At 69.6% G+C, this 19374-nt stretch carries 15 protein-coding genes; 7 read left to right on the forward strand and 8 right to left on the reverse strand.

What is annotated here, in order from left to right:
• Positions 1-4 precede the first annotated feature (4 nt).
• On the reverse strand, positions 5-1168 hold the full coding sequence (gene sucC, locus ACQ7HM_RS09880; protein ID WP_434216080.1) for an ADP-forming succinate--CoA ligase subunit beta: 1164 nt from the start codon (positions 1166-1168) through the stop codon (positions 5-7).
• A 432-nt stretch (positions 1169-1600) separates the two neighbouring features.
• Between sucC and ACQ7HM_RS09885 the strand changes: the two genes are divergently transcribed.
• On the forward strand, positions 1601-2713 hold the full coding sequence (locus tag ACQ7HM_RS09885) for a M23 family metallopeptidase (RefSeq protein WP_434216081.1): 1113 nt from the start codon (positions 1601-1603) through the stop codon (positions 2711-2713).
• Between the two features lie 27 nt (positions 2714-2740).
• Here ACQ7HM_RS09885 and pcrA read toward each other — a convergent pair whose 3' ends face one another.
• Positions 2741-5227 carry a DNA helicase PcrA gene (gene pcrA / locus ACQ7HM_RS09890; RefSeq protein WP_434216082.1) on the reverse strand — a complete coding sequence of 829 codons (2487 nt, stop codon included), beginning with the start codon at positions 5225-5227 and terminating at the stop codon, positions 2741-2743.
• A 78-nt stretch (positions 5228-5305) separates the two neighbouring features.
• Positions 5306-7210 carry a hypothetical protein gene (locus ACQ7HM_RS09895; RefSeq protein WP_434216083.1) on the reverse strand — a complete coding sequence of 635 codons (1905 nt, stop codon included), beginning with the start codon at positions 7208-7210 and terminating at the stop codon, positions 5306-5308.
• A 61-nt stretch (positions 7211-7271) separates the two neighbouring features.
• Here ACQ7HM_RS09895 and ACQ7HM_RS09900 point away from each other — a divergent pair, with 61 nt between their 5' ends.
• Both ACQ7HM_RS09900 and ACQ7HM_RS09905 read left to right on the forward strand, forming a co-directional pair.
• Positions 7272-7592 carry a chorismate mutase gene (locus ACQ7HM_RS09900; protein ID WP_434216084.1) on the forward strand — a complete coding sequence of 107 codons (321 nt, stop codon included), beginning with the start codon at positions 7272-7274 and terminating at the stop codon, positions 7590-7592.
• A complete protein-coding gene (locus ACQ7HM_RS09905) occupies positions 7589-8980 on the forward strand; it encodes a sulfatase family protein (RefSeq protein ID WP_434216085.1) in 1392 nt (463 codons plus the stop codon). The genes ACQ7HM_RS09900 and ACQ7HM_RS09905 overlap by 4 nt, the downstream gene beginning before the upstream one ends.
• A 14-nt stretch (positions 8981-8994) precedes the next feature.
• On the opposite strand, the gene ACQ7HM_RS09910 is transcribed toward ACQ7HM_RS09905, so the two are convergent.
• From ACQ7HM_RS09910 to ACQ7HM_RS09920, 3 genes are read right to left on the reverse strand one after another with little or no spacing between them, the layout of a single operon-like run.
• Positions 8995-9990 carry an LLM class flavin-dependent oxidoreductase gene (locus ACQ7HM_RS09910; protein WP_434216086.1) on the reverse strand — a complete coding sequence of 332 codons (996 nt, stop codon included), beginning with the start codon at positions 9988-9990 and terminating at the stop codon, positions 8995-8997.
• A 26-nt stretch (positions 9991-10016) separates the two neighbouring features.
• Positions 10017-11549, reverse strand: coding sequence for an acyl-CoA synthetase (locus tag ACQ7HM_RS09915; RefSeq protein WP_434216087.1), 1533 nt, complete (start codon positions 11547-11549; stop codon positions 10017-10019).
• 37 nt (positions 11550-11586) lie between these two features.
• Complete coding sequence (locus tag ACQ7HM_RS09920; protein ID WP_434216088.1) at positions 11587-12390, reverse strand: SDR family NAD(P)-dependent oxidoreductase; 804 nt, start codon at positions 12388-12390, stop codon at positions 11587-11589.
• Positions 12391-12604: 214 nt separating this feature from the next.
• Here ACQ7HM_RS09920 and ACQ7HM_RS09925 point away from each other — a divergent pair, with 214 nt between their 5' ends.
• Positions 12605-13225, forward strand: coding sequence for a TetR/AcrR family transcriptional regulator (locus tag ACQ7HM_RS09925; protein WP_434216089.1), 621 nt, complete (start codon positions 12605-12607; stop codon positions 13223-13225).
• Between the two features lie 2 nt (positions 13226-13227).
• On the opposite strand, the gene ACQ7HM_RS09930 is transcribed toward ACQ7HM_RS09925, so the two are convergent.
• Complete coding sequence (locus tag ACQ7HM_RS09930; protein WP_434216090.1) at positions 13228-14208, reverse strand: formylglycine-generating enzyme family protein; 981 nt, start codon at positions 14206-14208, stop codon at positions 13228-13230.
• 130 nt (positions 14209-14338) lie between these two features.
• On the opposite strand from ACQ7HM_RS09930, the gene pgi reads away from it, so the two are divergent.
• Genes pgi through ACQ7HM_RS09945 form a run of 3 tightly spaced genes read left to right on the forward strand, consistent with a single transcriptional unit; the run spans position 14339 to position 18068 of the window.
• The gene (pgi, locus tag ACQ7HM_RS09935; RefSeq protein WP_434216091.1) at positions 14339-16024 is read left to right on the forward strand and encodes a glucose-6-phosphate isomerase; all 1686 of its coding nucleotides are present in this window, start codon (positions 14339-14341) and stop codon (positions 16022-16024) included.
• Positions 16008-17372, forward strand: a complete 1365-nt coding sequence (locus ACQ7HM_RS09940) for a hypothetical protein (protein ID WP_434216092.1) — start codon at positions 16008-16010, stop codon at positions 17370-17372. The genes pgi and ACQ7HM_RS09940 overlap by 17 nt, the downstream gene beginning before the upstream one ends.
• Positions 17373-17393: 21 nt before the next feature.
• The gene (locus ACQ7HM_RS09945) at positions 17394-18068 is read left to right on the forward strand and encodes a hypothetical protein (protein ID WP_434216093.1); all 675 of its coding nucleotides are present in this window, start codon (positions 17394-17396) and stop codon (positions 18066-18068) included.
• 25 nt (positions 18069-18093) lie between these two features.
• On the opposite strand, the gene ACQ7HM_RS09950 is transcribed toward ACQ7HM_RS09945, so the two are convergent.
• Complete coding sequence (locus ACQ7HM_RS09950) at positions 18094-19263, reverse strand: GGDEF domain-containing protein (RefSeq protein ID WP_434216094.1); 1170 nt, start codon at positions 19261-19263, stop codon at positions 18094-18096.
• Between the last annotated feature and the right edge of the window lie 111 nt (positions 19264-19374).

A 19374-nucleotide genomic window follows, 5' to 3' on the forward strand; every position in this document is an offset into this window, starting at 1 on the left:
TCCTTTACTTGCTCGCCAGTTCGGCGGCCTTGTCGGCGCCGGAGTCCATGGTCTCGGCCAAGGTCACCAACGGGTGGTCGGCGTCGGCGAGGATCTGTCGACCCTCCTCCACCTTGTTGCCGTCGAGGCGCACGACGAGCGGCTTGTTCGCGTCGTCGCCCAACTTCTTCAACGCACCGACGATGCCGTTGGCGACCGCGTCGCACGCGGTGATGCCACCGAAGACGTTGACGAACACGCTCTTGACCTGATCGTCGCCGAGGATGACGTCGAGACCGGCGGCCATGACCTCGGCCGAGGCGCCGCCACCGATGTCGAGGAAGTTGGCGGGCTTCACGCCGCCGTGCTTCTCACCGGCGTACGCGACGACGTCGAGGGTCGACATGACCAGACCCGCGCCGTTGCCGATGATGCCGACCTGTCCGTCGAGCTTGACGTAGTTGAGGTCGTTCTCCTTGGCCTTCTGCTCGAGGGGATCGGTCGCGTCCTTGTCCTCGAACTCGGCATGACCTTCCTGGCGGAAGTCGGCGTTCGCGTCGAGGGTGACCTTGCCGTCGAGCGCCAGGATCTGATCGTCGGGGGTGCGAACCAGCGGGTTCACCTCGACGAGGAGGGCGTCTTCGTTGATGAACACCTCCCAGAGCTTCTGGATGGTGTTGGCCGCGGCGTCGAGGACCTCGGCGGGCAGCTTGCCCGCTTCGGCGATCTCCCGCGCGAACGCGAGGTCGACACCCTTCACGGCGTCGACGGGGATACGGGCGAGTGCGTCGGGGTTCTCCTCGGCGGTCACCTCGATCTCGACGCCACCCTCCACCGAGCACATGGCCAGGTAGGTGCGGTTGGTGCGGTCGAGCAGGAAGGAGATGTAGTACTCCTCCGCGATGTCACTGGCCTCGGCCACGAGGAGCTTCTTGACGACGTGGCCCTTGATGTCGAGTCCCAGGATCGCCTCGGCGTTGGCGGTGGCCTCCGCGACGTCCTTGGAGTACTTCACTCCGCCTGCCTTGCCGCGGCCGCCGACCTTGACCTGAGCCTTGACCATGACGGGCTTGCCGATCTCCTCGGCGATCTGCGTCGCCCCGGCCACCGTGTCGGTAACACGTCCGGCCGATGTGGGGACTTCGTGCTTGGCGAAGAGTTCCTTCGCCTGGTATTCGAACAGATCCATTCAGCTCACCATCTCTAGTGTTTGCCCGCTCCTGATAGTTGTTCTCCCGCGAGGATCGTCTGCGGTCGCGAGCCCCAACGGACTGTATCGCCGCGCTCGGAACCGCTCGGGGACAGTCCCGACGCATGTGCCCCAGATCACTGGGTCAGCGTAGGAGAGGTGCCGCACGAGCGATCGTTCGGGTCCGTTATCTCCCAATCGCCCCTGACCAGCACCTCTTGTGATGCAGCTCACATCGATGACGAACTGTTCGCGCGCGGTTGCACACGCTGCAATCATTTCGTTACCGTCTCCAAGGCACGTGGTCACGACCACATCTCCCCGCGGGGAACGCCAACGGAACTCAACCGGGGGTCGTCGCCGAAAGGCGCAGCTCACGCCCAGTACCGAGGAACCTCGGTGGTGGCGTGTGTCGAATCGGAAGGTGCAGTCTTGGCAGTACGGATGCGACCCGAGGAGATCACCTCGATCATCCCGATCGATTGGGATGATCTCGACGCCGAGTTCGCCGACCCGTCTCGAGCCGACGCCCATCCGTACACCGCGACCTCGAACAGCCGCACCGACGAGCGCTACGCCGACGTCCGTTCCTCCGACCTCACCGATCGTCCCGTGCGCGACACCCCGCGCCGGCGATCGCTGCCCGCGGAGGTCACCCAGGACATCCTGATCGCCGAGATCGAGTTCGACGAGACGGCCCACCACCACCCGTTCTCGGTCACCGGCGCCCGCCCCGATGACTTCGACCCCGCCGACGACGAGAAGGCGTTCCGTCGCCTGCCGCAGACCCGCGCCCCGCGCTCGGGTGGCAGGCACCGCGTCTCCGCACCGCCCACCGCGCTCAAGGGTCGCGCCGCGCTTCTCGCCGTCGCCGCCGGAGCGGCCGTGGTCGCCGTCAGCGGACAGATCGACACCGGTTCGACCCCCGAGGCACCGCAGCAAAAGGCCGAGCCCGCGTCGGGTTCGGTGAACCGTGCCGCCGCCGTCACCCCGCTCGACCCGTCGGTCACCGGCGACGCCGCGGTCGCACCCGGTGCCGCACCCACCGATCTCCACGACTTCACCGACCAGCTCGCGACCGGCGACAAGATGGCCCGCGACGCCGCGGCCGCCGACGCCGCATCCCGCACGCCGCTCTACGCCTCGCCGGTCGACATGGGGCTCTACCAGTTCACCTCGGGCTTCGCCTACCGCTGGGGCGCCTTCCACGGCGGCATCGACTTCGCCGCCCCCCTGGGCACCCCGATCCACTCCGCCACCGACGGTGTCGTGGTGGAGGCCGGGCCGGCGTCGGGCTTCGGCAACTGGATCCAGGTGAAGGCCGCCGACGGCAGCATCTTCATGTACGGCCACATGGCCTCCAGTGGCGTCCTCGTCACCAAGGGCGAGAAGGTGATGGCCGGTCAGGTCATCGCCCGCGTCGGCAACGAGGGGTTCTCCACCGGACCGCACGTTCACGTCGAGCGCTGGGTCAACGGCATGAAGGTCGACCCCATGCCGTGGTTCCCCGAGCACGGCGTGCCGCTCTCCAACTACACGGGATAGTCCGACCCCCTCGCCGTCCGACCCGCGCTAGAGCTTGTCGACGGGCAGTCCGCCCAGTGACATCAGTGTGATCCGGCCGCTGCTGCCGAAATCGAACGTGACCCGCTCGGTCGCCCCGGATCCCTCTTTCGCGACGACCTTGCCCATGCCGTACTTGGCGTGGTTCACCCGATCGCCGACGGCGACCGACACCTGATTGTTGCGGCCACGCGTGGGGCTCGCCGAATACGAGCTGCGCCCGCGGGCCGAGCTGCGCTCACCGCTGCCGTTGCCGCCGGAGCGGAACGAGTCGGAGCCGAAGAAGCCACCCGAACTGCCGAACGACCGTTCACGCCGACGCGGCTCGGTCCGACGCCAGTCGATGAGATGCTGCGGGATCTCCTGCAGGAAACGTGATTCCGGGTTCGACACCGGTTGTCCCCACGCTGAACGCACCATCGACCGCGTGACGTAGAGGCGTTTGCGGGCGCGCGTGATGCCCACATAGGCCAGCCGCCTCTCCTCACTGAGCTCGGCGGGGTCGCCCAGGGCCCGCATGTGCGGGAACTGACCGTCCTCCCAGCCGGTGACGAACACGACCGGGAACTCGAGTCCCTTCGCGGTGTGCAACGTCATCATCGTCACCATGCCCGCGGCGCTGTCGGGCACCTGATCGGCATCGGCGACCAACGACACCCGCTCGAGGAACGCCGCGAGCGAACCGGGCTCGGGTAGTCCCTCCTCCGGGTCGGGCCGGTCGGCGGGGTCGAGTGCGGCGGCGTCGGCGCTGAATTCGCGTGCCACCGAGATCAATTCGTTGACGTTGTCGAGCCGCGCTCCGTCCTGCGGATCGCTCGAGCCCTCCAGCTCGTCGCGGTACCCCGACCGGTGGGCGATCGCCTCCACCAGTTCGCCGATGTCGGCACTCTCGGATCCGGCGTCGATGGTGGTGGTGTCGGCCTCGGGGGTGTCGGACTCGCCGAACACCGCGAGGAAATCGTTGCGCAGACCTTCGATGAGGTCGACGAAACCCGAGATCTGTTTCACGGCACGACTGTTGAGCAGGGGGACGTTGCCCGCGGCCGCATCGATCAGCGCCTGATAGAAGCTCACGCCCGCGTTCTCGGAGTAGACCGCGACACAGGCCTGCGCGCGGTCCCCGATGGCCCGCTTGGGCGTGTTGACGATGCGCCGCAGGCTCACGGTGTCCTCGGGGTTGGCCACCACACGCAGGTACGCGACGATGTCGCGGACCTCCTTGCGTTCGTAGAACCGCACCCCGCCGACGACCTTGTAGGCGATACCGAGGCGGATGAAGATGTCCTCCAACGACCGCGACCCGGTGTTCGTCCGATAGAACACGGCGACATCGGAGTACGTGAACTCGCCGGTGTCGCAGAGGGAGTCGATCTCACGGGCGATGAACGACGCCTCGTCGTGCTCGTTGTCGGCGACGTACCCGGCGATCAGTTCGCCCTCGCCGGCATCGGTCCACAGTTTCTTCTCACGACGGTTGGGGTTGCGCGCGATCACCGCGTTCGCCGCCGACAGGATCGTCTGGGTGGAGCGGTAGTTCTGTTCGAGCAGCACGGTCTCGGTGTCGGGGAAGTCGCGCTCGAACTCCTCGATGTTGCGGATCGTCGCGCCGCGGAACGCGTAGATCGACTGGTCGGCGTCGCCGACGACACACAGTTCGGACGGGGTCACCGCACCCTCGCCGGTGCCCACCAGTTCACGCACCAGCACGTACTGGGCGTGGTTGGTGTCCTGGTACTCGTCGACCAGCACGTGTCGGAACCGGCGCCGGTAGTACTCGGCGACCTCGGGATGATTCTGCAGCAGCGCAACGGTTTCGCCGATGAGGTCGTCGAAGTCGAACGCGTTCGCCGCCCGCAGACGCGCCTGGTAGCGCGAGTAGATGTCGGCGAGGGTGGTGGCGGTGTCGTCGTCGGCCTCGGCGGCCGTCGCCGTCGCCGACTCGGGGCTGATGAGCTCGTTCTTCAGGTTCGAGATGTGGATGCCCGAGCCGCGGGGGCTGAACTTCTTCGGGTCGAGATCGAGGTCGCGCACGATCATCGCCAGCAGCCGCTTGGAGTCGTCGGCGTCGTAGATGGAGAAGTTCGAGTTGCGGCTCTCGATGAGCGCAGCCTGCGCGCGCAGGATCCGGACGCAGGTGGAGTGGAACGTCGACACCCACATGCGGTTCGCACGCGGGCCGACGAGCTCGATCACGCGTTCGCGCATCTCGGCGGCGGCCTTGTTGGTGAACGTGATGGCCAGCACCTCACCCGGCGAGACGTCGCGCTGGGCGAGCAGATACGCGATACGGCGGGTGAGCACCGAGGTCTTGCCCGATCCGGCGCCCGCGACGATCAGCAGGGGGCCGCCGGTGTGCATCACGGCGGCGCGCTGCTGGGGGTTGAGGCCCTCGAGCAGTTCGCGGGCACGATCGGTGAGGGCGTCGCCGGACATCCCGGAGACCACGGGATCGCCCCTGGTGAGGCCGGGAAGAGAGGGCTGTGGTGCGGGTGTCATCAGGGAGCGATCCTACCCGCGCGGTCGGACAGGATGTCCGCGCCATGCGCACAGGTGTTCTAGTGGATCGATCGGGGCTCAGCGGAGGAGCGCGGGGTCGTACACCTCGCCGACCACGCCGGCGGCGAGGTGCAGCGCCAACCCGGGCGTGCGGGGACGCACCGAGACGGTCGTCCCGGTACCGGAGGCCTGGACCCACAGGCCGTGCAGGCCCGCCTCGACCGGCGCGATCACCGGCGCGCTGTCCCCGATCCGCACCTCGACCTCGCCACCGGCGTTCGCGCAATAGGCGAACTGCACGGTCCACCGCCAGCGGATGAGCGGGCCGTCGAGCGGGAGCATGGTCGGTCCGGTGACCTCGGGGCGGTCACAGGCACCCGCGCCGGCGGCGAACGCCCGTGTCCGGGTCACCGCGCCCGGGGTGATCGCGCCCCTCGGGCTCAACACACGCAGATCGTCGGTCCAGTCGCCGAACTCAGGACGCGTCGACAGACCGGAGAACACGGTGTCGACGAGGTTGTCGGGGTAGGCGACCGGCGTCAGCACCTCCAGGGGGACGGGCTGGGAGAACATCGGGGTGTCGGCCGAGGCGGCCAGGGATGCGCGTGCAGTCCTGACGTAGTCGCCGGTGGGGTCGTGCGACCACGACGCGGCGAACGTCACCGTCGACACCACCGACCCGATGGCCGTGAACGCGACGACCGTCGATCCGAGCATCCGCAGCCGACGGCTCGGATGCCCGCCCGGTCGCGCCGGCGCCGCGATCACCAGGGCCGCCGCGGCCACGAGCACGACGGCGGTGTCGGGGAGATAGCGCAGGGTCTGCGACAACTCCAGCGCCGTCGTCGTGCTGCTGCGGTTCCAGCTCACCAGCGCCTGGGCCACCACGATGTAGCCGACCGTGCTGACGACGATCGCCACCGCACCGTGTCGCGCACGGACCGCCGCGACGACCGCGCCGATGACGATCAGCCAGCCGACGACCTGCAGACTGACGGTCGGTGTGCCGAACGGCGGGCTGGGAACCCAGCGGTCCCACGTCCAGGGCCCACCCGCGACGGCAGGGACGACACCGTCGGACACCGCGCGCCACACCAGTGCAGCGGTCTGGCGCAGGGAGTGTTCGCCCGCGGTCGGACGTCCGATCACCCAGAACGCCACCGCCCACACCGCGGCCACCGCCGCCAGCGAGATCCACAGGCCGCTGGCGCGACGCCAGACCGCCGGCAGTGCGCGGGTCGGCTCCCCCGGATCGCGAGCGAGCTGCGACAGCCGCACACCGAGGAGCGCGACCGCGAACGCGACCGGCAGGATCAGCGCCGACTTCTCGAAGAACGCCAGGGCGACGGCGAACACCACTGTCGAGCGGACCACGATCGTCCGACTCCCGACCGGCGGACTCTCGATCGCTGGGGACCGCGGCCCACCCGACGCGGCACCGGCGCGGTCGCGCGTCAGCAGCACGACATCGGTGACCACCCACGCCATCGCGGCCTGCATCGGGAGGTTGTTGAGCCCCGACGCCCACCATGCGAACGACGGCACGGCCATCGGCGTGAGCAGGTAGAAGGCGAGGGCCACCAGTGCGGCCGGTCGCCATCCGGCGACGACGACGACCATCCGCGCCACCGACGCCGTCGCCACGAGTTGCCCGAGGAGCAGCGTGGCCGCGGCCACCGGCCAGCTCAGCGGGGCCACGGCGGTGACCGTGTCGACCAGCGCCATCGCCGCGGGCATCAGGTGCCCGTCGTGGTCGTCGAACAGCAGCGACGGGGCGAGGAAACCGTGGGTGCCCGCCCGCGCGCTGAGGATCAGGTCGTCCCAGTAGAAGTTGCCCCGCGCGAGCACGTGGACGCGCAGTGCCAGGTGGACGAGCAGCAACACCCCGAGGGCGACCGGCATCACTCGGCCCGAATGCGCCGACCATGGGCGGGCGGGCACGTCGACCGACGCGCGCGGGGTCATACGGGTCGGGTGCGCCACCGCTCATTGGTACCAGTCGCCCGCCCCGGGATCGGTCGACACACGTGGCAAGATCGGTCGGATGAACGCCTCCGACGATGCGGCCGGCCCGCCGATCGACCTGAGCAGCTACGGGCTCTCGTCCGACGTCGACGACCTCCCCGACGAGATCGACGAACTCCGCCTCGAGATCGACCGCCTCGACGCGATCATCCTCGGCGCCATCAAACGTCGCACCGCCATCTCGAAGAAGGTCGGGCGCACCCGCATGGCGTCGGGCGGACCGCGCCTCGTGCACAGCCGCGAGATGAAGGTCCTGCAGCGTTTCTCCGAGCTCGGCCAGGAGGGTCACACCCTCGCGATGATGCTGCTGCGTCTCGGCCGGGGTCCGCTCGGCCGGTGAGCCCCACCCGCGACAGCGTCCTGTTCGTGCACTGGCACGACCTCGGCCGCCACCTCGCCTGCTACGGCGCCGCGGGCGTCGTGAGTCCCCACCTCGACGCGCTCGCCGCGGCCGGTGTCCTGCTCACCGACGCGCATGCCGCCGCGCCCCTGTGCTCCCCCGCTCGCGGAGCCCTGTTCACCGGGCGCTACCCGCACTCCACGGGCCTGATCGGCCTGGCCCACCACGGGTTCGAGTACCACGACGACGTCCGCACGCTCCCGGCGATCCTGTCCGCCGCGGGGTGGACGACGCAGCTGTTCGGCATGCAGCACGAGAGCTCGGACCCGGCGCGGATCGGATTCGACGACTGGGACGTCTCGGACTCCCGCTGCGACCACGTCGTCGCGCGCAGCCAGGAGTGGCTGACCGAGCACGGCACCGACGGTCCGTTCCTGCTGACCGCCGGCTTCTTCGAGACGCACCGCCCCTACCCCGCCGACGAGTACCCGCCCGAGGATCCGGCCGGGGTGACGGTGCCGCCGTTCCTCCCCGACGCCCGTCCGGTGCGGGAGGACATCGCGGGCCTGCAGGCGTCGGTGACCAAAGCCGATGCGGCGGTGGGACGTCTGTTGCAAACGGTCACCGACCTCGGTCTCGACGACAGCACGTGGATCGTGTTCATCACCGATCACGGTGTCGCGTTCCCCCGCGCCAAATCCACGCTCTACGAGGCGGGTACGGGCGTCGCATGCATCATCCGGCCGCCGAGCGCCCGCGGGGTGGCACCGCACCACTACTCCGACCTGTTCAGCGGCGTCGACCTGTCCCCCACGCTCCTCGACGCCCTCGGGCTCGACGTGCCCGACGACATGGAGGGCTTCTCCCACGCCGCGGAGATGTTCGGCGAGGATCCGGCCCCGGCCGATCCGGTGCGCTCGGAGCTGTTCACCGAGAAGACGTTCCACGACAGCTTCGACCCGATCCGGGCCGTCCGCACACCCACCCATCGCTACATCGAGAACTACGCCCGCCGACCGGCGCTCAGCCTCCCGCTCGACATCCTCGACAGCCCGTCGGCGTTGGCGCTGGACGGCTCCCAGGACCTCCCACGGCCGGAACGCGAGCTGTACGACCTGCGGACCGACCCGCTCGAACGGACCAACCTCGCCGAGGACCCCGCGCACGCCGACCTCCGCGACGATCTCGCCGCCCGCCTGCACACCTGGCGGACCGACACCGGCGACGAGCTCCTCGACGAGGCGACGGGTACCGCGATCGCCGCGGAGTTCATGCGCCGCCACCACGCCCAGCTCGATACCGAACCGGCCCGCGAGAAGACGCGCAGCCTGCCGTCGCGTCGCCCGCTGGGCGACCAGCGTCAGCTCCGGCGCACCGAACCCGACTGACTCACGGCCACGAGCTACATCGCCTCGATCTTCGGGAGGATGTCGTTCTTGAGGCGCTTCATGTCGTCCATCGTCTTCGCGGTGGGCACGTCGGCGAACGGCGGCCACACCAGCAGCTTCGTCAGTCCCGCCTCGCGATAGCGCTTGAGGATGTCGGTCACCTGCCGTTCGGACCCGACGAGGAGGTTCGACGCCTTGCCGGCCGGGGTGTCGTCCATGTCGACGTCGGTGATGACCGTCCAGATCATGCTGGCGATGTCGAGGTCGTCGATGGTCCGCGGGGTGTCGAGTTCGGCGAGTTCCGTGGCGATCCCGGCGCGCCAGGTCGCGATCTCCTCGGGCGAGTCCTGGATGCCGATCCACCCGTCGAGGCCGTACTTCGCGACGCGCTTCGCCGCGCGCTTCGCGTCCTTGAGGCCGCTGAAGTACATCGGCGGGCGCGGACTCTGCAACGGCTTGGCGCCGAAGCCGCTGGGACCGAAATCGGCGAACTCCCCGTGGTATTCGAACACGTCGTTCGCCCAGATGCCCTGCATGATCTCGATCGATTCGCGCAGGTGCTGGTGACGTCGCGGGAAGATGTGGCCCGCGCTCGCGGCGGCGAACTCCTCGGGCATCCACCCCGATCCGACGGCGACGTTGAGCCGACCGTTGCTCAGGTGGTCGATGGTGGCGAGTTCGGCGGCGAGGACACCCGGCGACCGGTAGGGGGTGTCGATGATGCTCATGCCGATACGGACCTTGGTGGTCTTCGCGGCGAGCCACGGGATCAGCGGGAACCCCTGCAGGAACTCCCCTCTCGACGACACGGGGAGCTGCTTGGGCAGCTCGTGCATCATGCCGAAGGCGAACTCCATCTCCGCGCGATCCGACGACTCGGGGACGATGATGCGGTCGAGGGTCCAGACCGACTCGTACTCGAGTTCCTCCGCGAGGGCGGTGAGGTCCTCGAGTTCGGTGACGGTGATCTTCTCGCGGAAGTTGGGCAGGTACAGGGCGAGTTCGAGCATGGAGTCCTCCTCGGTTGGAGCGGGGGTCAGTGGATGGTGAGGGTGGAGCGGATGTCGGTCTTGAGGATCTTGCCGACGGTGGAGCGGGGCAGGTCGGGCCAGATCTCGATCTGCTTGGGCGCCTTGACCGATCCGATGCGTGCCTTCACGAACGCGGTCAGTTCCTCAGCGCTGGGCGGGACGCCGTCGTGAAGGAGGACGACGGCGGTGACCCGTTCGCCCCACTTCTCGTCGGGGAGACCGACGACGGCGCAATCGCGGACGGCGTCGTGCGCCATGAGCGCCTGCTCCACCTCCGCGGAGTACACGTTGAAGCCGCCGGTGATGATCATGTCCTTGGCGCGGTCGACGATGTGGAGCAGTCCGTCGTCGTCGAGGAACCCGATGTCGCCGGTGTGGTGCCAGCCGTGCTCCGACGCCGCGGCCGTCGCGTCCGGGTTCCGGTAGTAGCCGGCCATCACCAACGGCCCACGGACACACACCTCGCCGCGTTCGCCCGCCGGCACGGCCACCCCGTCCTCGTCGAGGATCGCGACGGTCACCAGCGGCGACGGGAACCCCGCGGAGGCGAGCCGATCGTGATGGATGCTGCCGTCGGGCCGACGGTGCTGGGCCGGCGACAGGGTGGAGATCATCATCGGCGCCTCGGACTGACCGAAGAGCTGCGCCATCGGCCCGATCCGCGTCAGCGCCTCGGCCAGGCGGCTGGTCGAGATGGGCGCCGCCCCGTACCAGAAGCATTGCAGCGACGACAGATCCGTGGTGTCGAGCGACTCGTGGGCGAGCACCATGTAGATCAGCGTCGGCGGCAGGAAGGTATGGGTGATCCCGTGTCGCGCAACGTGTTCGAGGAACTCTCCGACGTCCGGGTGGTCCATCACGACGATCTCGCCGCCGAGCGCCATGATCGGGAAGCACAGGACGCCGGCCGCGTGGGTCAACGGGGCCAGCGCGAGGTACCGCGGCCGCCCCTCGAACGGATAGCGCATGAGCACGACCGACGTCATCGTCTGCAGGTTGCGGTCGGTGAGCATCACCCCTTTCGGGCGACCCGTGGTGCCGCCCGTGCCGACGAGCGCGACGACGTCGTCGACGGGGGCGTCGTCGACCGGGTCGTCGTCGGCCGCCGCGGCGAGCCAGTCGTCGAGACCGGTCGCGGTGGCGTCGGACTCGCCGAGCCGCACGAGTGTCACCAGCGACGGGAGCTGCGGCGCGATCTCGGCCACGAGGCCGTCGAACGCGGGCTGGAACAGCAGGGTCGTGCAGTCGATGAGATCGAGGAGGTCCGCGTTCTCCTGAGCTGCGTTGCGCGGGTTGATGGGACACCACACCGCGGCGGTCCGCGCGATCCCGAACACGCACGCGAACGAGGTGGGGTGGTTGGCCGAGAGGATCCCCACCTTGTCCCCGGGGCGCACACCGGATCGGCGCAGAGCGCGGGCGACGGCGTGCGAGAGTGCGACGACCTCGCCGTAGCTCATCGACTCCCCGTGCAGGGTGAGGCACGGCGCATCCGGACCGAGCGATGCCCCCTTGTCGAGGTAGAACGCCAGCGTCACAACAGGACCCGCGCCGACACGAGGATCGGCGTCAGGGTCACATCCCCATCCCGCCGTCGACCGGGAGCCCGGCGCCGGTGATGAACTTCGCCGCGTCGGACGACAGGAAGACCACCGCGTCGGCCATGTCGTCGACCTGGCCGAGTCGCCCGAGCGGGGTGAGCTCGGCGACGGCACCCGCGGCGGCCTCGGGCGAGTCGAACAGTCCGAGTCCCGCGGTCTCGACGGCGAGCTTGTTGCCCATGGCCGTCGGGGTGAGGCCGGGATAGATGCAGTTGATCCGCACGCCGTAGCCGAGCTTGCCCGATTCGGCGGCCGCGACGCGGGTGAGGCGGTCGATGGCCGACTTCGAGGCGGAGTAGAGCGCGATACCGGGGAACGCGATGGTGGCGGCGACCGACGCGATGTTGACCACGGCGCCGCCGGCACCCGCTGCCCCGCCGGGACGCATGGCGCGGAACGCGTGCTTGATGCCCAGCGCCGTCCCGAGGACGTTCACCGACAGCAGGGTCGACGCGGCCTCGGCGTCGAAGTCGATCAGCAGGTCGGTGACCTCGACCCCGGCGTTGTTGACGACGATGTCGATGCCGCCGAGTGCGGCGACAGCCGTCGACATGGCCGACTCCCACTCGGCGTCGTGCCGGACGTCGAGGTGCACGAACTCCGCCTTCGCGCCGGCCGCGCGCAGGCTGTCGACCGTCTCGTGACCGAGGTCGTCGTTGATGTCGGCGACCGCGACGGCAGCCCCGGCCTGTGCCAACGCCGACGCCATCCCGGCGCCGAGCCCCTGTGCTGCACCGGTGACCAGCGCCTTCCGGCCCGTGAGGTCGTAACTCGTCATGTGTGTGCCCTTCCCTGGACGGACGTGGCCCGGCGGGAGATGCCGGGCACAACCGAGGATGAATGCGATCGGCATCACACTAAGAACGTCCTTTGACAGCTGTCAAGGAATTGTTGGTCAGGTGTCAAGAAATCTTTGGCCGGGTGTCAGGGAAGCGCGCCCTGCGGCGCTCGTCGGCGCACGTTGCGCACCGATCGCGCCGTACACTCGGTCGATGACCACCGCCACGCGACCCGACGTGCGGTCGGGGCAGCGAGGCCCGGACAAGTTCGCCGCGCGCCGTAGCGAGCTCGCGACCGCGACGCTGAAGACACTCGCCGAACTGGGCTACGCGCGCACCAGCCTGCGCGAGATCGCGCAGAACTCCGCGTTCTCGCACGGGGTCCTGCACTACTACTTCCGCGACAAGCTCGACCTCATCGCCGAGGCGGTCCGCATCTACGAGGACATGTGCGTCACGCGCTACGACGAGGCCGTGGCCTCGGCGACGACGGCCGAGGAACTCCGACGGGACTTCTCGTCGATGTTCGTCGCGACACTCCGCGCCGACTCGGCACTGCATCGCCTCTGGTACGACCTGCGCAACCAGACCCGCTACGAGGAGTCGCTCCGCGACGAGGTCCGCGAGATCGAACTCCGCCGCGCCGAGATGATCTGGAACGTCGTCAGTCGGTACTGCGAACTCCGCGGCACCCCGGCGCGACTGACCCGGCAACTCGTCTACGTGACCTTCGACGGCATCTTCCAGCAGGGGCTCGACGATCTGCTCAACGGCGAGGACGCCGAGATGATCGGCGCGCGAACCCTTCTCGACGAGGCCTTCTCCGCACTCTGAGGTCAGCAGGGCGAGACGGTGCGGAACCCGATGTTGCCCGCCGACGATGCGGGGGTGGTGTGCGAACGCGCCGCGACTCGGTAGCGCCGACAGTACGAGTCGTCGCACAGGTGGGAGCCGCCGCGCAGCACCCGGGTCGCACCGCGGTCCGGACCCGTCGGGTCGGCGGTCGGACTGCGTCGATACCACCGCGGGTCGAAGCGGTCGGCACACCACTCCCACACGTTGCCCGACATCTGCCGTAGGCCGAACCCGTTGGGCGGCAGCGCATCGACGGTCAGTGTCGGCGGCGCACCCACCCGCGAACCCGGCCGCGCCGGGAACGGCGAGTCCCACACCGCGGCGTCGTAGACGTGGCACAGCTCGGTACCCGACGGTGTCGTACGGTCGTCGCCCCACCCGAAGCGGGTGCCCTCGAGTCCGCCGCGCGCCGCGTACTCCCACTGCGCCTCGGTGGGCAGCGCCCGCGACGCCCACCGGCAGTAGGCGAGCGCGTCGTGGTGCGACACGTGCACCACCGGGTGGTCGGCGAGGTCGCCGCCGGGGGTGATGCCCGGTCCGAACGGGTGTCGCCAATCGGCGCCGCGCACCTCCCACCACCACGGCGCGGTGGGTGCGACACCGAGGACATCGACCGAGGCGGCGTCGACCAGCGCGTGGAACACCGCCGACGACCCCGCCCTCTCCGCGGTGGTGCGGTATCCGGTGTCGTCGACGAACGCCGCGAAATCGGCGGTGCGGACGGCGGTCTCGTCCATGGCGAACGCGGCGACGGCGACGGTGTGGCACGGCGTCTCCCCGTCGGTCGCGACACCTTCGGCGAACGCGTCACCCATCGCGAAGCGACCCCCGGCCAGCGGACGTTGCGTCACCCGGTGGATGCCCGTCGTCGTGACGGGTCCGGCCTCCGGCAGAGTTCTCGCGGTGTCCGCGGCGGGTGAGCAGCACGGTGCCGGCGGCGTGCGGTCGGCGAACCCCGTCATGGCGTCCACCCTAGGGACCCGACACCTCCGGCGGGGTGCGCGTCCACCGTGAAGGGGTCAGGGCGACGCCACTAGGCTGATCGCGGAGAGGGTCACGAGCCCGCGCGACGCCAGAACCGAGAGGTCCACCATGACGAGCGACACCACCGATCACGATCACGACATCACCGGTACCCACGCCTGGCAGGAACTGTCGGCCCACCAGCCGCACGTCTACGCCATGCACCTGCGCGAGGTCTTCGCCGTCGACCCCAAGCGGGGCCGCGAACTCGTCATCGACGTCGGCGACCTGCACATCGACTACTCGAAGCACCGCGTGTTGCGCGAGACCATCGACCTGCTGGTGTCGCTGGCGCGCGAGGTCGACCTCGAGGGCCGGCGCGACGCCATGTTCTGGGGCGAACACATCAACACCTCCGAGGACCGCGCGGTGCTGCACACCGCGCTGCGGCTGCCGCAGGGTGCGACGTTGAAGGTCGACGGTCAGGACGTCGTCGCCGACGTGCACGAGGTGCTCGACAAGATGGGCACGTTCACCGACGCGCTGCGCAGCGGCGAGTGGACCGGTCACACCGGCAAGCGCATCGAGACCGTCGTCAACATCGGCATCGGCGGGTCCGACCTCGGCCCGGCGATGGTCTACCAGGCGTTGCGGCACTACGTCGACGCCGGGATCAGCTGCCGTTTCGTGTCGAACGTCGATCCCGCCGACCTCGTCGGCACCCTCGCCGACCTCGACGCCGAGACCACACTGTTCGTCATCGCCTCGAAGACGTTCTCGACGCTCGAGACCCTCACCAACGCCACCGCCGCGCGCACCTGGCTGCTCGAGAAGCTGGGTGCGGGGCCCGACGACGGCGCCGTCGCCAAGCACTTCGTCGCCGTGAGCACCAACGCCGAGAAGGTCGCCGACTTCGGTATCGACACCGACAACATGTTCGGGTTCTGGGACTGGGTCGGGGGCCGCTACTCGGTCGACTCCGCCATCGGGCTGTCGGTGATGGCCGCGGTCGGCAAGGAGGCGTTCGCCGACTTCCTGCACGGCTTCAACATCGTCGACAAGCACTTCCGCTCGGCGCCGCTGCACCAGAACGCGCCGGTCATCCTGGGCCTGATCGGCCTCTGGTACAACAACTTCTGGGACGCACAGTCGCGCGTGGTGCTCCCCTACTCCAACGACATGGCACGTTTCGCGGCCTATCTGCAACAGCTCACGATGGAGTCCAACGGCAAATCCGTCGACTCCCACGGTCACCACGTCACCGTCGACACCGGCGAGATCTTCTGGGGCGAGCCGGGCACCAACGGTCAGCACGCCTTCTACCAGCTGCTGCACCAGGGCACCCGCATGGTCCCCGCCGACTTCATCGGATTCGCCTCCCCGACAGACGATCTCCCCGTCGACGCGGACGGTTCGGGATCGATGCACGACCTGCTGATGAGCAACTTCTTCGCCCAGACCAAGGTCCTCGCGTTCGGCAAGACCGCAGACGAGATCGCCGCCGAAGGGGTCGACCCGCATGTGGTGGCGCACAAGGTGATGCCGGGCAATCGGCCGTCGACGTCGATCCTCGCGCCGAAGCTCACGCCGTCGGTGATCGGACAGCTCATCGCGCTCTACGAGCACCAGGTGTTCGTCGAGGGCGCGATCTGGGGCATCAACTCCTTCGACCAGTGGGGTGTCGAGCTCGGCAAGACCCAGGCCAAGGAACTGCTCGAGGTCCTCATCGACCCGGCGGCCCCGGCCGCGCAGGACGATTCGTCCACCGATGCCCTCATCCGGTGGTATCGAGGAGAGCGTGGACGCGACGTCTGACACTCCCGGCGCCGACCGGCCGCGGTTCGCCGACCGCGCCGCGGCGGCGCGGTTGTCGGTGCTCGACGACATCTTCTACCGCGGAAACCACGGCCGCGGTGCCGAGGTAGTCATGCAGGGTGTGTGGCGTTTCGCCGAGCCGATCGCACCCGATGATCTCGCCGACCTGCACCGACTGCTCGCCGCCAGTGATCTCACGCGGCGGGTGGCGACATCGCGTGTCCCGTTCGCGCGTCGCAGTTTCGTCGCCGACGCGGCGGTCGCACCGCTGCGGGTCGATCCCGAGCCCGTCGCGCCCCACGACGTGGTGGCGTGGGCCGACGACCGCGCCGCAGCGGGTTTCGACGTCGATCACGGGCCGGTGTGGGAGATCGCGATGCGCCCGGTCACCGACGGCGGCTCGGCGGTCACCGTCAGCTGCTCGCATGTCGTCACCGAGGGTCTCGGTCTGATCGGCGTGGCCCGTGCGGCGCTGGCCGGGTCCGATCCGAGCGCGGTCCGCACCCCGACCGCGCCGCCACGGCTGCGCGACGACGTGATCGACGCGCTGCTGCTGTGGGTACACGTCGTGGTCGGTGTGCTGCGCAGTCTCGCGCGGACCGTGGTCGATCCGCAGGTCCGGGCCGAACTCCTCGCCGCGGCCCGCCCGCCGTCGCGACCCGCGGCGGACCACTCCGGCCCGCCGGTGCGCGAGGTCCACGCCGTGCTCGATGTCGATGCGGCGCACTGGGATCGGTTCGTCGCCGAGAGCGGCGCAACCTCGACCGCGGTCGCGACCGCACTCGCCGCCGACCTCGTGCGCGAGGTCCGCGGCCCCGGACCGGTCGAGGTCGCGATCCCCATGGCGGGCGGTGACGAGACCGGCGAGCTGATGATGGCGGAAAGCGTGATCGACGACGCCGACGACCCCGCCGCGTGCGCGGGCAAGCTGCGCGCGGCCTACGCCGCGACCGGCGCCGGCGCGTCCGGTTCCGGGTTGGGTCCACCGGGTGGGATGCCCGCCGAACTGCTGCAGCTCCTCGGCGACCGTGTCGCCCACGCGATGGTTCCCGACCCCGGCGGCCGCGAGGCGCTGGTGTCCCCGTTGGGCGACCTGGGCGGGGTGTTCGACGAGCTCGGTGGGCATCGCGCCACCGGGATGGCGGTGCGGTCGGTGGAGCCACGACCCACCGACGCGCCGTCGCGGACCATCGTGCGCCTGTGGTCGGGCCGGTCGGCGGGACGCATCACGCTCACCCTGGTCACGCCGGGTCGGCCCGGCCGCGGGGTGACGATGGATCGCCATCGGCTCGGTGAACTCGGCGCCGCGGTCGCGGCGCGGCGGGGACTTGTCGCCATTCCATGGTGATCCCTGCATACGATCACTGACATGGTCACGTTGAGAACCGCTGTCACCTCCGCGCTCGCGCTCGTCGGCACGGCCGCGACCCTGACCGCATGCACGTCCGGTTCGGAGTCGGCGGGTGTCGACTCCCCGGCCCGGCCCAGCACGTCAGTGCCGGTGTCGGCGAACGTCGTGGCCCCCGCGGGCCTGGTCGATCGCACCCCCACCGGAACGCCGCTGGCGTTCGGGGCCAGTGCCTACCTGCCGGCGGACGCGTTCCGGCCCGCCGGGCAACTCGCCATGTTCACCGTCACCGGCATCGAACCCGGATCGGCGTCGGAACTGCCGGAGTCGGTGACCCACGGCGGCACGCCCTTCTACGTCCACGTCACCGTCACCCAGCTCGCGAACCGCCAGCTCGACGTGCCGTCGGTGGTGGGCCTGGCCGGCAGCAGCGACGGGCGCACCGCGACGCTGACCGAGAACCCGCCCGACAACTTCGACAGGTGCCGCGCGACCGAGGCCCCTCGCACGCTGGGACGCGGCAATTCCTACGCGACGTGTTTCGTCGCCGTGGCCGACAAGGGCGTCGACCTGAACCGGGTCATCTACTGGGCGCAGACCTCGACCGACCCCTCGGCGGACTACAAGGCCGCGCCGGTGGTGTGGTCCGACGGTTCGCCGGTCGCGCCTGCGTCGTCGCCAGCCCCGACGAGCTAGGTCGGCCGCGATCTCCGCGTGTCGGTCAGTACGGCCGCGGTGCGGGGCGGGGCGACGGCGCCGGTTCTGCGACCATCGCGGCGCCGTAGTCGTGTGACCGGGTGCGGACGGTGTTGCCGCCCGCACGCTTGGCCTCGTACATCGCCGCGTCAGCGAGATCGGTGAACAGCACCGTGGTCATCAGCGACCGATGCCCGGGGAGTCGTCCCGTGAGGTGCACGACGCCGACACTCGCCGTCACCGGCGGGTCGCTGGTCGTCGAGATGGTGTGCAGCACCTGGTTGGCCAGGCGCATTGGCTCGGTCCAGCGCAGGCTGTCCGCGACGACGAACTCGTCGCCACCGATCCGCGACACCACGCCGCTCACACCGAGCGCGGCGCGCAGTCGCGTCGCGATCTCGGCGAGCACGCGGTCGCCGTAGCGATGGCCGTAGCGGTCGTTGATCTCCTTGAAGTTGTCGAGATCGGCGACGATCACCGCGAGGCCGTGCACGTTGTCGGGGTCCATGCTGTTGAGCCGGTCGAGAGCCCGTTCGAGACCACGGCGGTTCAACACCCCGGTGAGGGTGTCGAGTTCGGCCGCCGCGGCGTCCGACGCCAACGCCTCCATCAGGAACTGGGTCGCCACCGGCGTGGAGATGCCGATGAGTACGGCCTGGATCAGGCCGACCGCGACGCTCGAGGTCGCCGCCCCGTCGTCGGCGATGATGAAGCCGGCGATGATGCCCGCCGACACCAGCGAGAACACGAGGTGGGCGGCGAGCATCCGCGTGCTGTGGAAGAACGCGATGTAGGCGCCCACGAGACCGAACACCGCGCAGCCGTAGAGGCCGCCCAGGGTCGTGTACTGCGCGAGCGACCCCACCAGGATCGTCACGTCGCAGACGCACACCCAGGCGCGGGATCGTGCCGGCGACGGCCAGGGCAGCACCACCCACATCAGCGACAGTCCCGCCCCCAGGACGATCGCCGTGATGAGCATGGCCAGCAACGATGGTGTGAGATCGGCGTCGATCAGGACGACGACGGGCACCAGGGTCACCAACGCGGCCGACAGGGCCAGGATGATGCGACTCGGTTCGATGAGCTGACGGTCGGCGAGGTAGCTGCTGAACCAGGCGAACTGGTCCTGTCGTTTCCACCAGTGCGACAGGGCCCACCCGAGTTGACCGAGCGCGACGGCGATGCGGATCACCGCGGATCCACCACCATCGTCAGCCCCCCGTGATGCCTCCGGTCCGTGCGGCGTCCGGCGACGACGCGTCACGGCCGGTGAACGACCGCAAATGTGTGCGGCATCTGTCGA

The organism is Williamsia sp. MIQD14 (assembly GCF_051025635.1).
GTDB lineage: Bacteria > Actinomycetota > Actinomycetes > Mycobacteriales > Mycobacteriaceae > Williamsia_A.

Coding starts and splice junctions, on each gene's coding strand:
- sucC (WP_434216080.1), bottom strand. CDS start 1,168: ATGGATCTGTTCGAATACCAGGCGAAGGAACTCTTCGCCAAGCACGAA.
- pcrA (WP_434216082.1), bottom strand. CDS start 5,227: ATGACACCCGCACCACAGCCCTCTCTTCCCGGCCTCACCAGGGGCGAT.
- ACQ7HM_RS09900 (WP_434216084.1), top strand. CDS start 7,272: ATGAACGCCTCCGACGATGCGGCCGGCCCGCCGATCGACCTGAGCAGC.
- ACQ7HM_RS09910 (WP_434216086.1), bottom strand. CDS start 9,990: ATGCTCGAACTCGCCCTGTACCTGCCCAACTTCCGCGAGAAGATCACC.
- ACQ7HM_RS09920 (WP_434216088.1), bottom strand. CDS start 12,390: ATGACGAGTTACGACCTCACGGGCCGGAAGGCGCTGGTCACCGGTGCA.
- ACQ7HM_RS09925 (WP_434216089.1), top strand. CDS start 12,605: ATGACCACCGCCACGCGACCCGACGTGCGGTCGGGGCAGCGAGGCCCG.
- ACQ7HM_RS09930 (WP_434216090.1), bottom strand. CDS start 14,208: ATGACGGGGTTCGCCGACCGCACGCCGCCGGCACCGTGCTGCTCACCC.
- pgi (WP_434216091.1), top strand. CDS start 14,339: ATGACGAGCGACACCACCGATCACGATCACGACATCACCGGTACCCAC.
- ACQ7HM_RS09945 (WP_434216093.1), top strand. CDS start 17,394: ATGGTCACGTTGAGAACCGCTGTCACCTCCGCGCTCGCGCTCGTCGGC.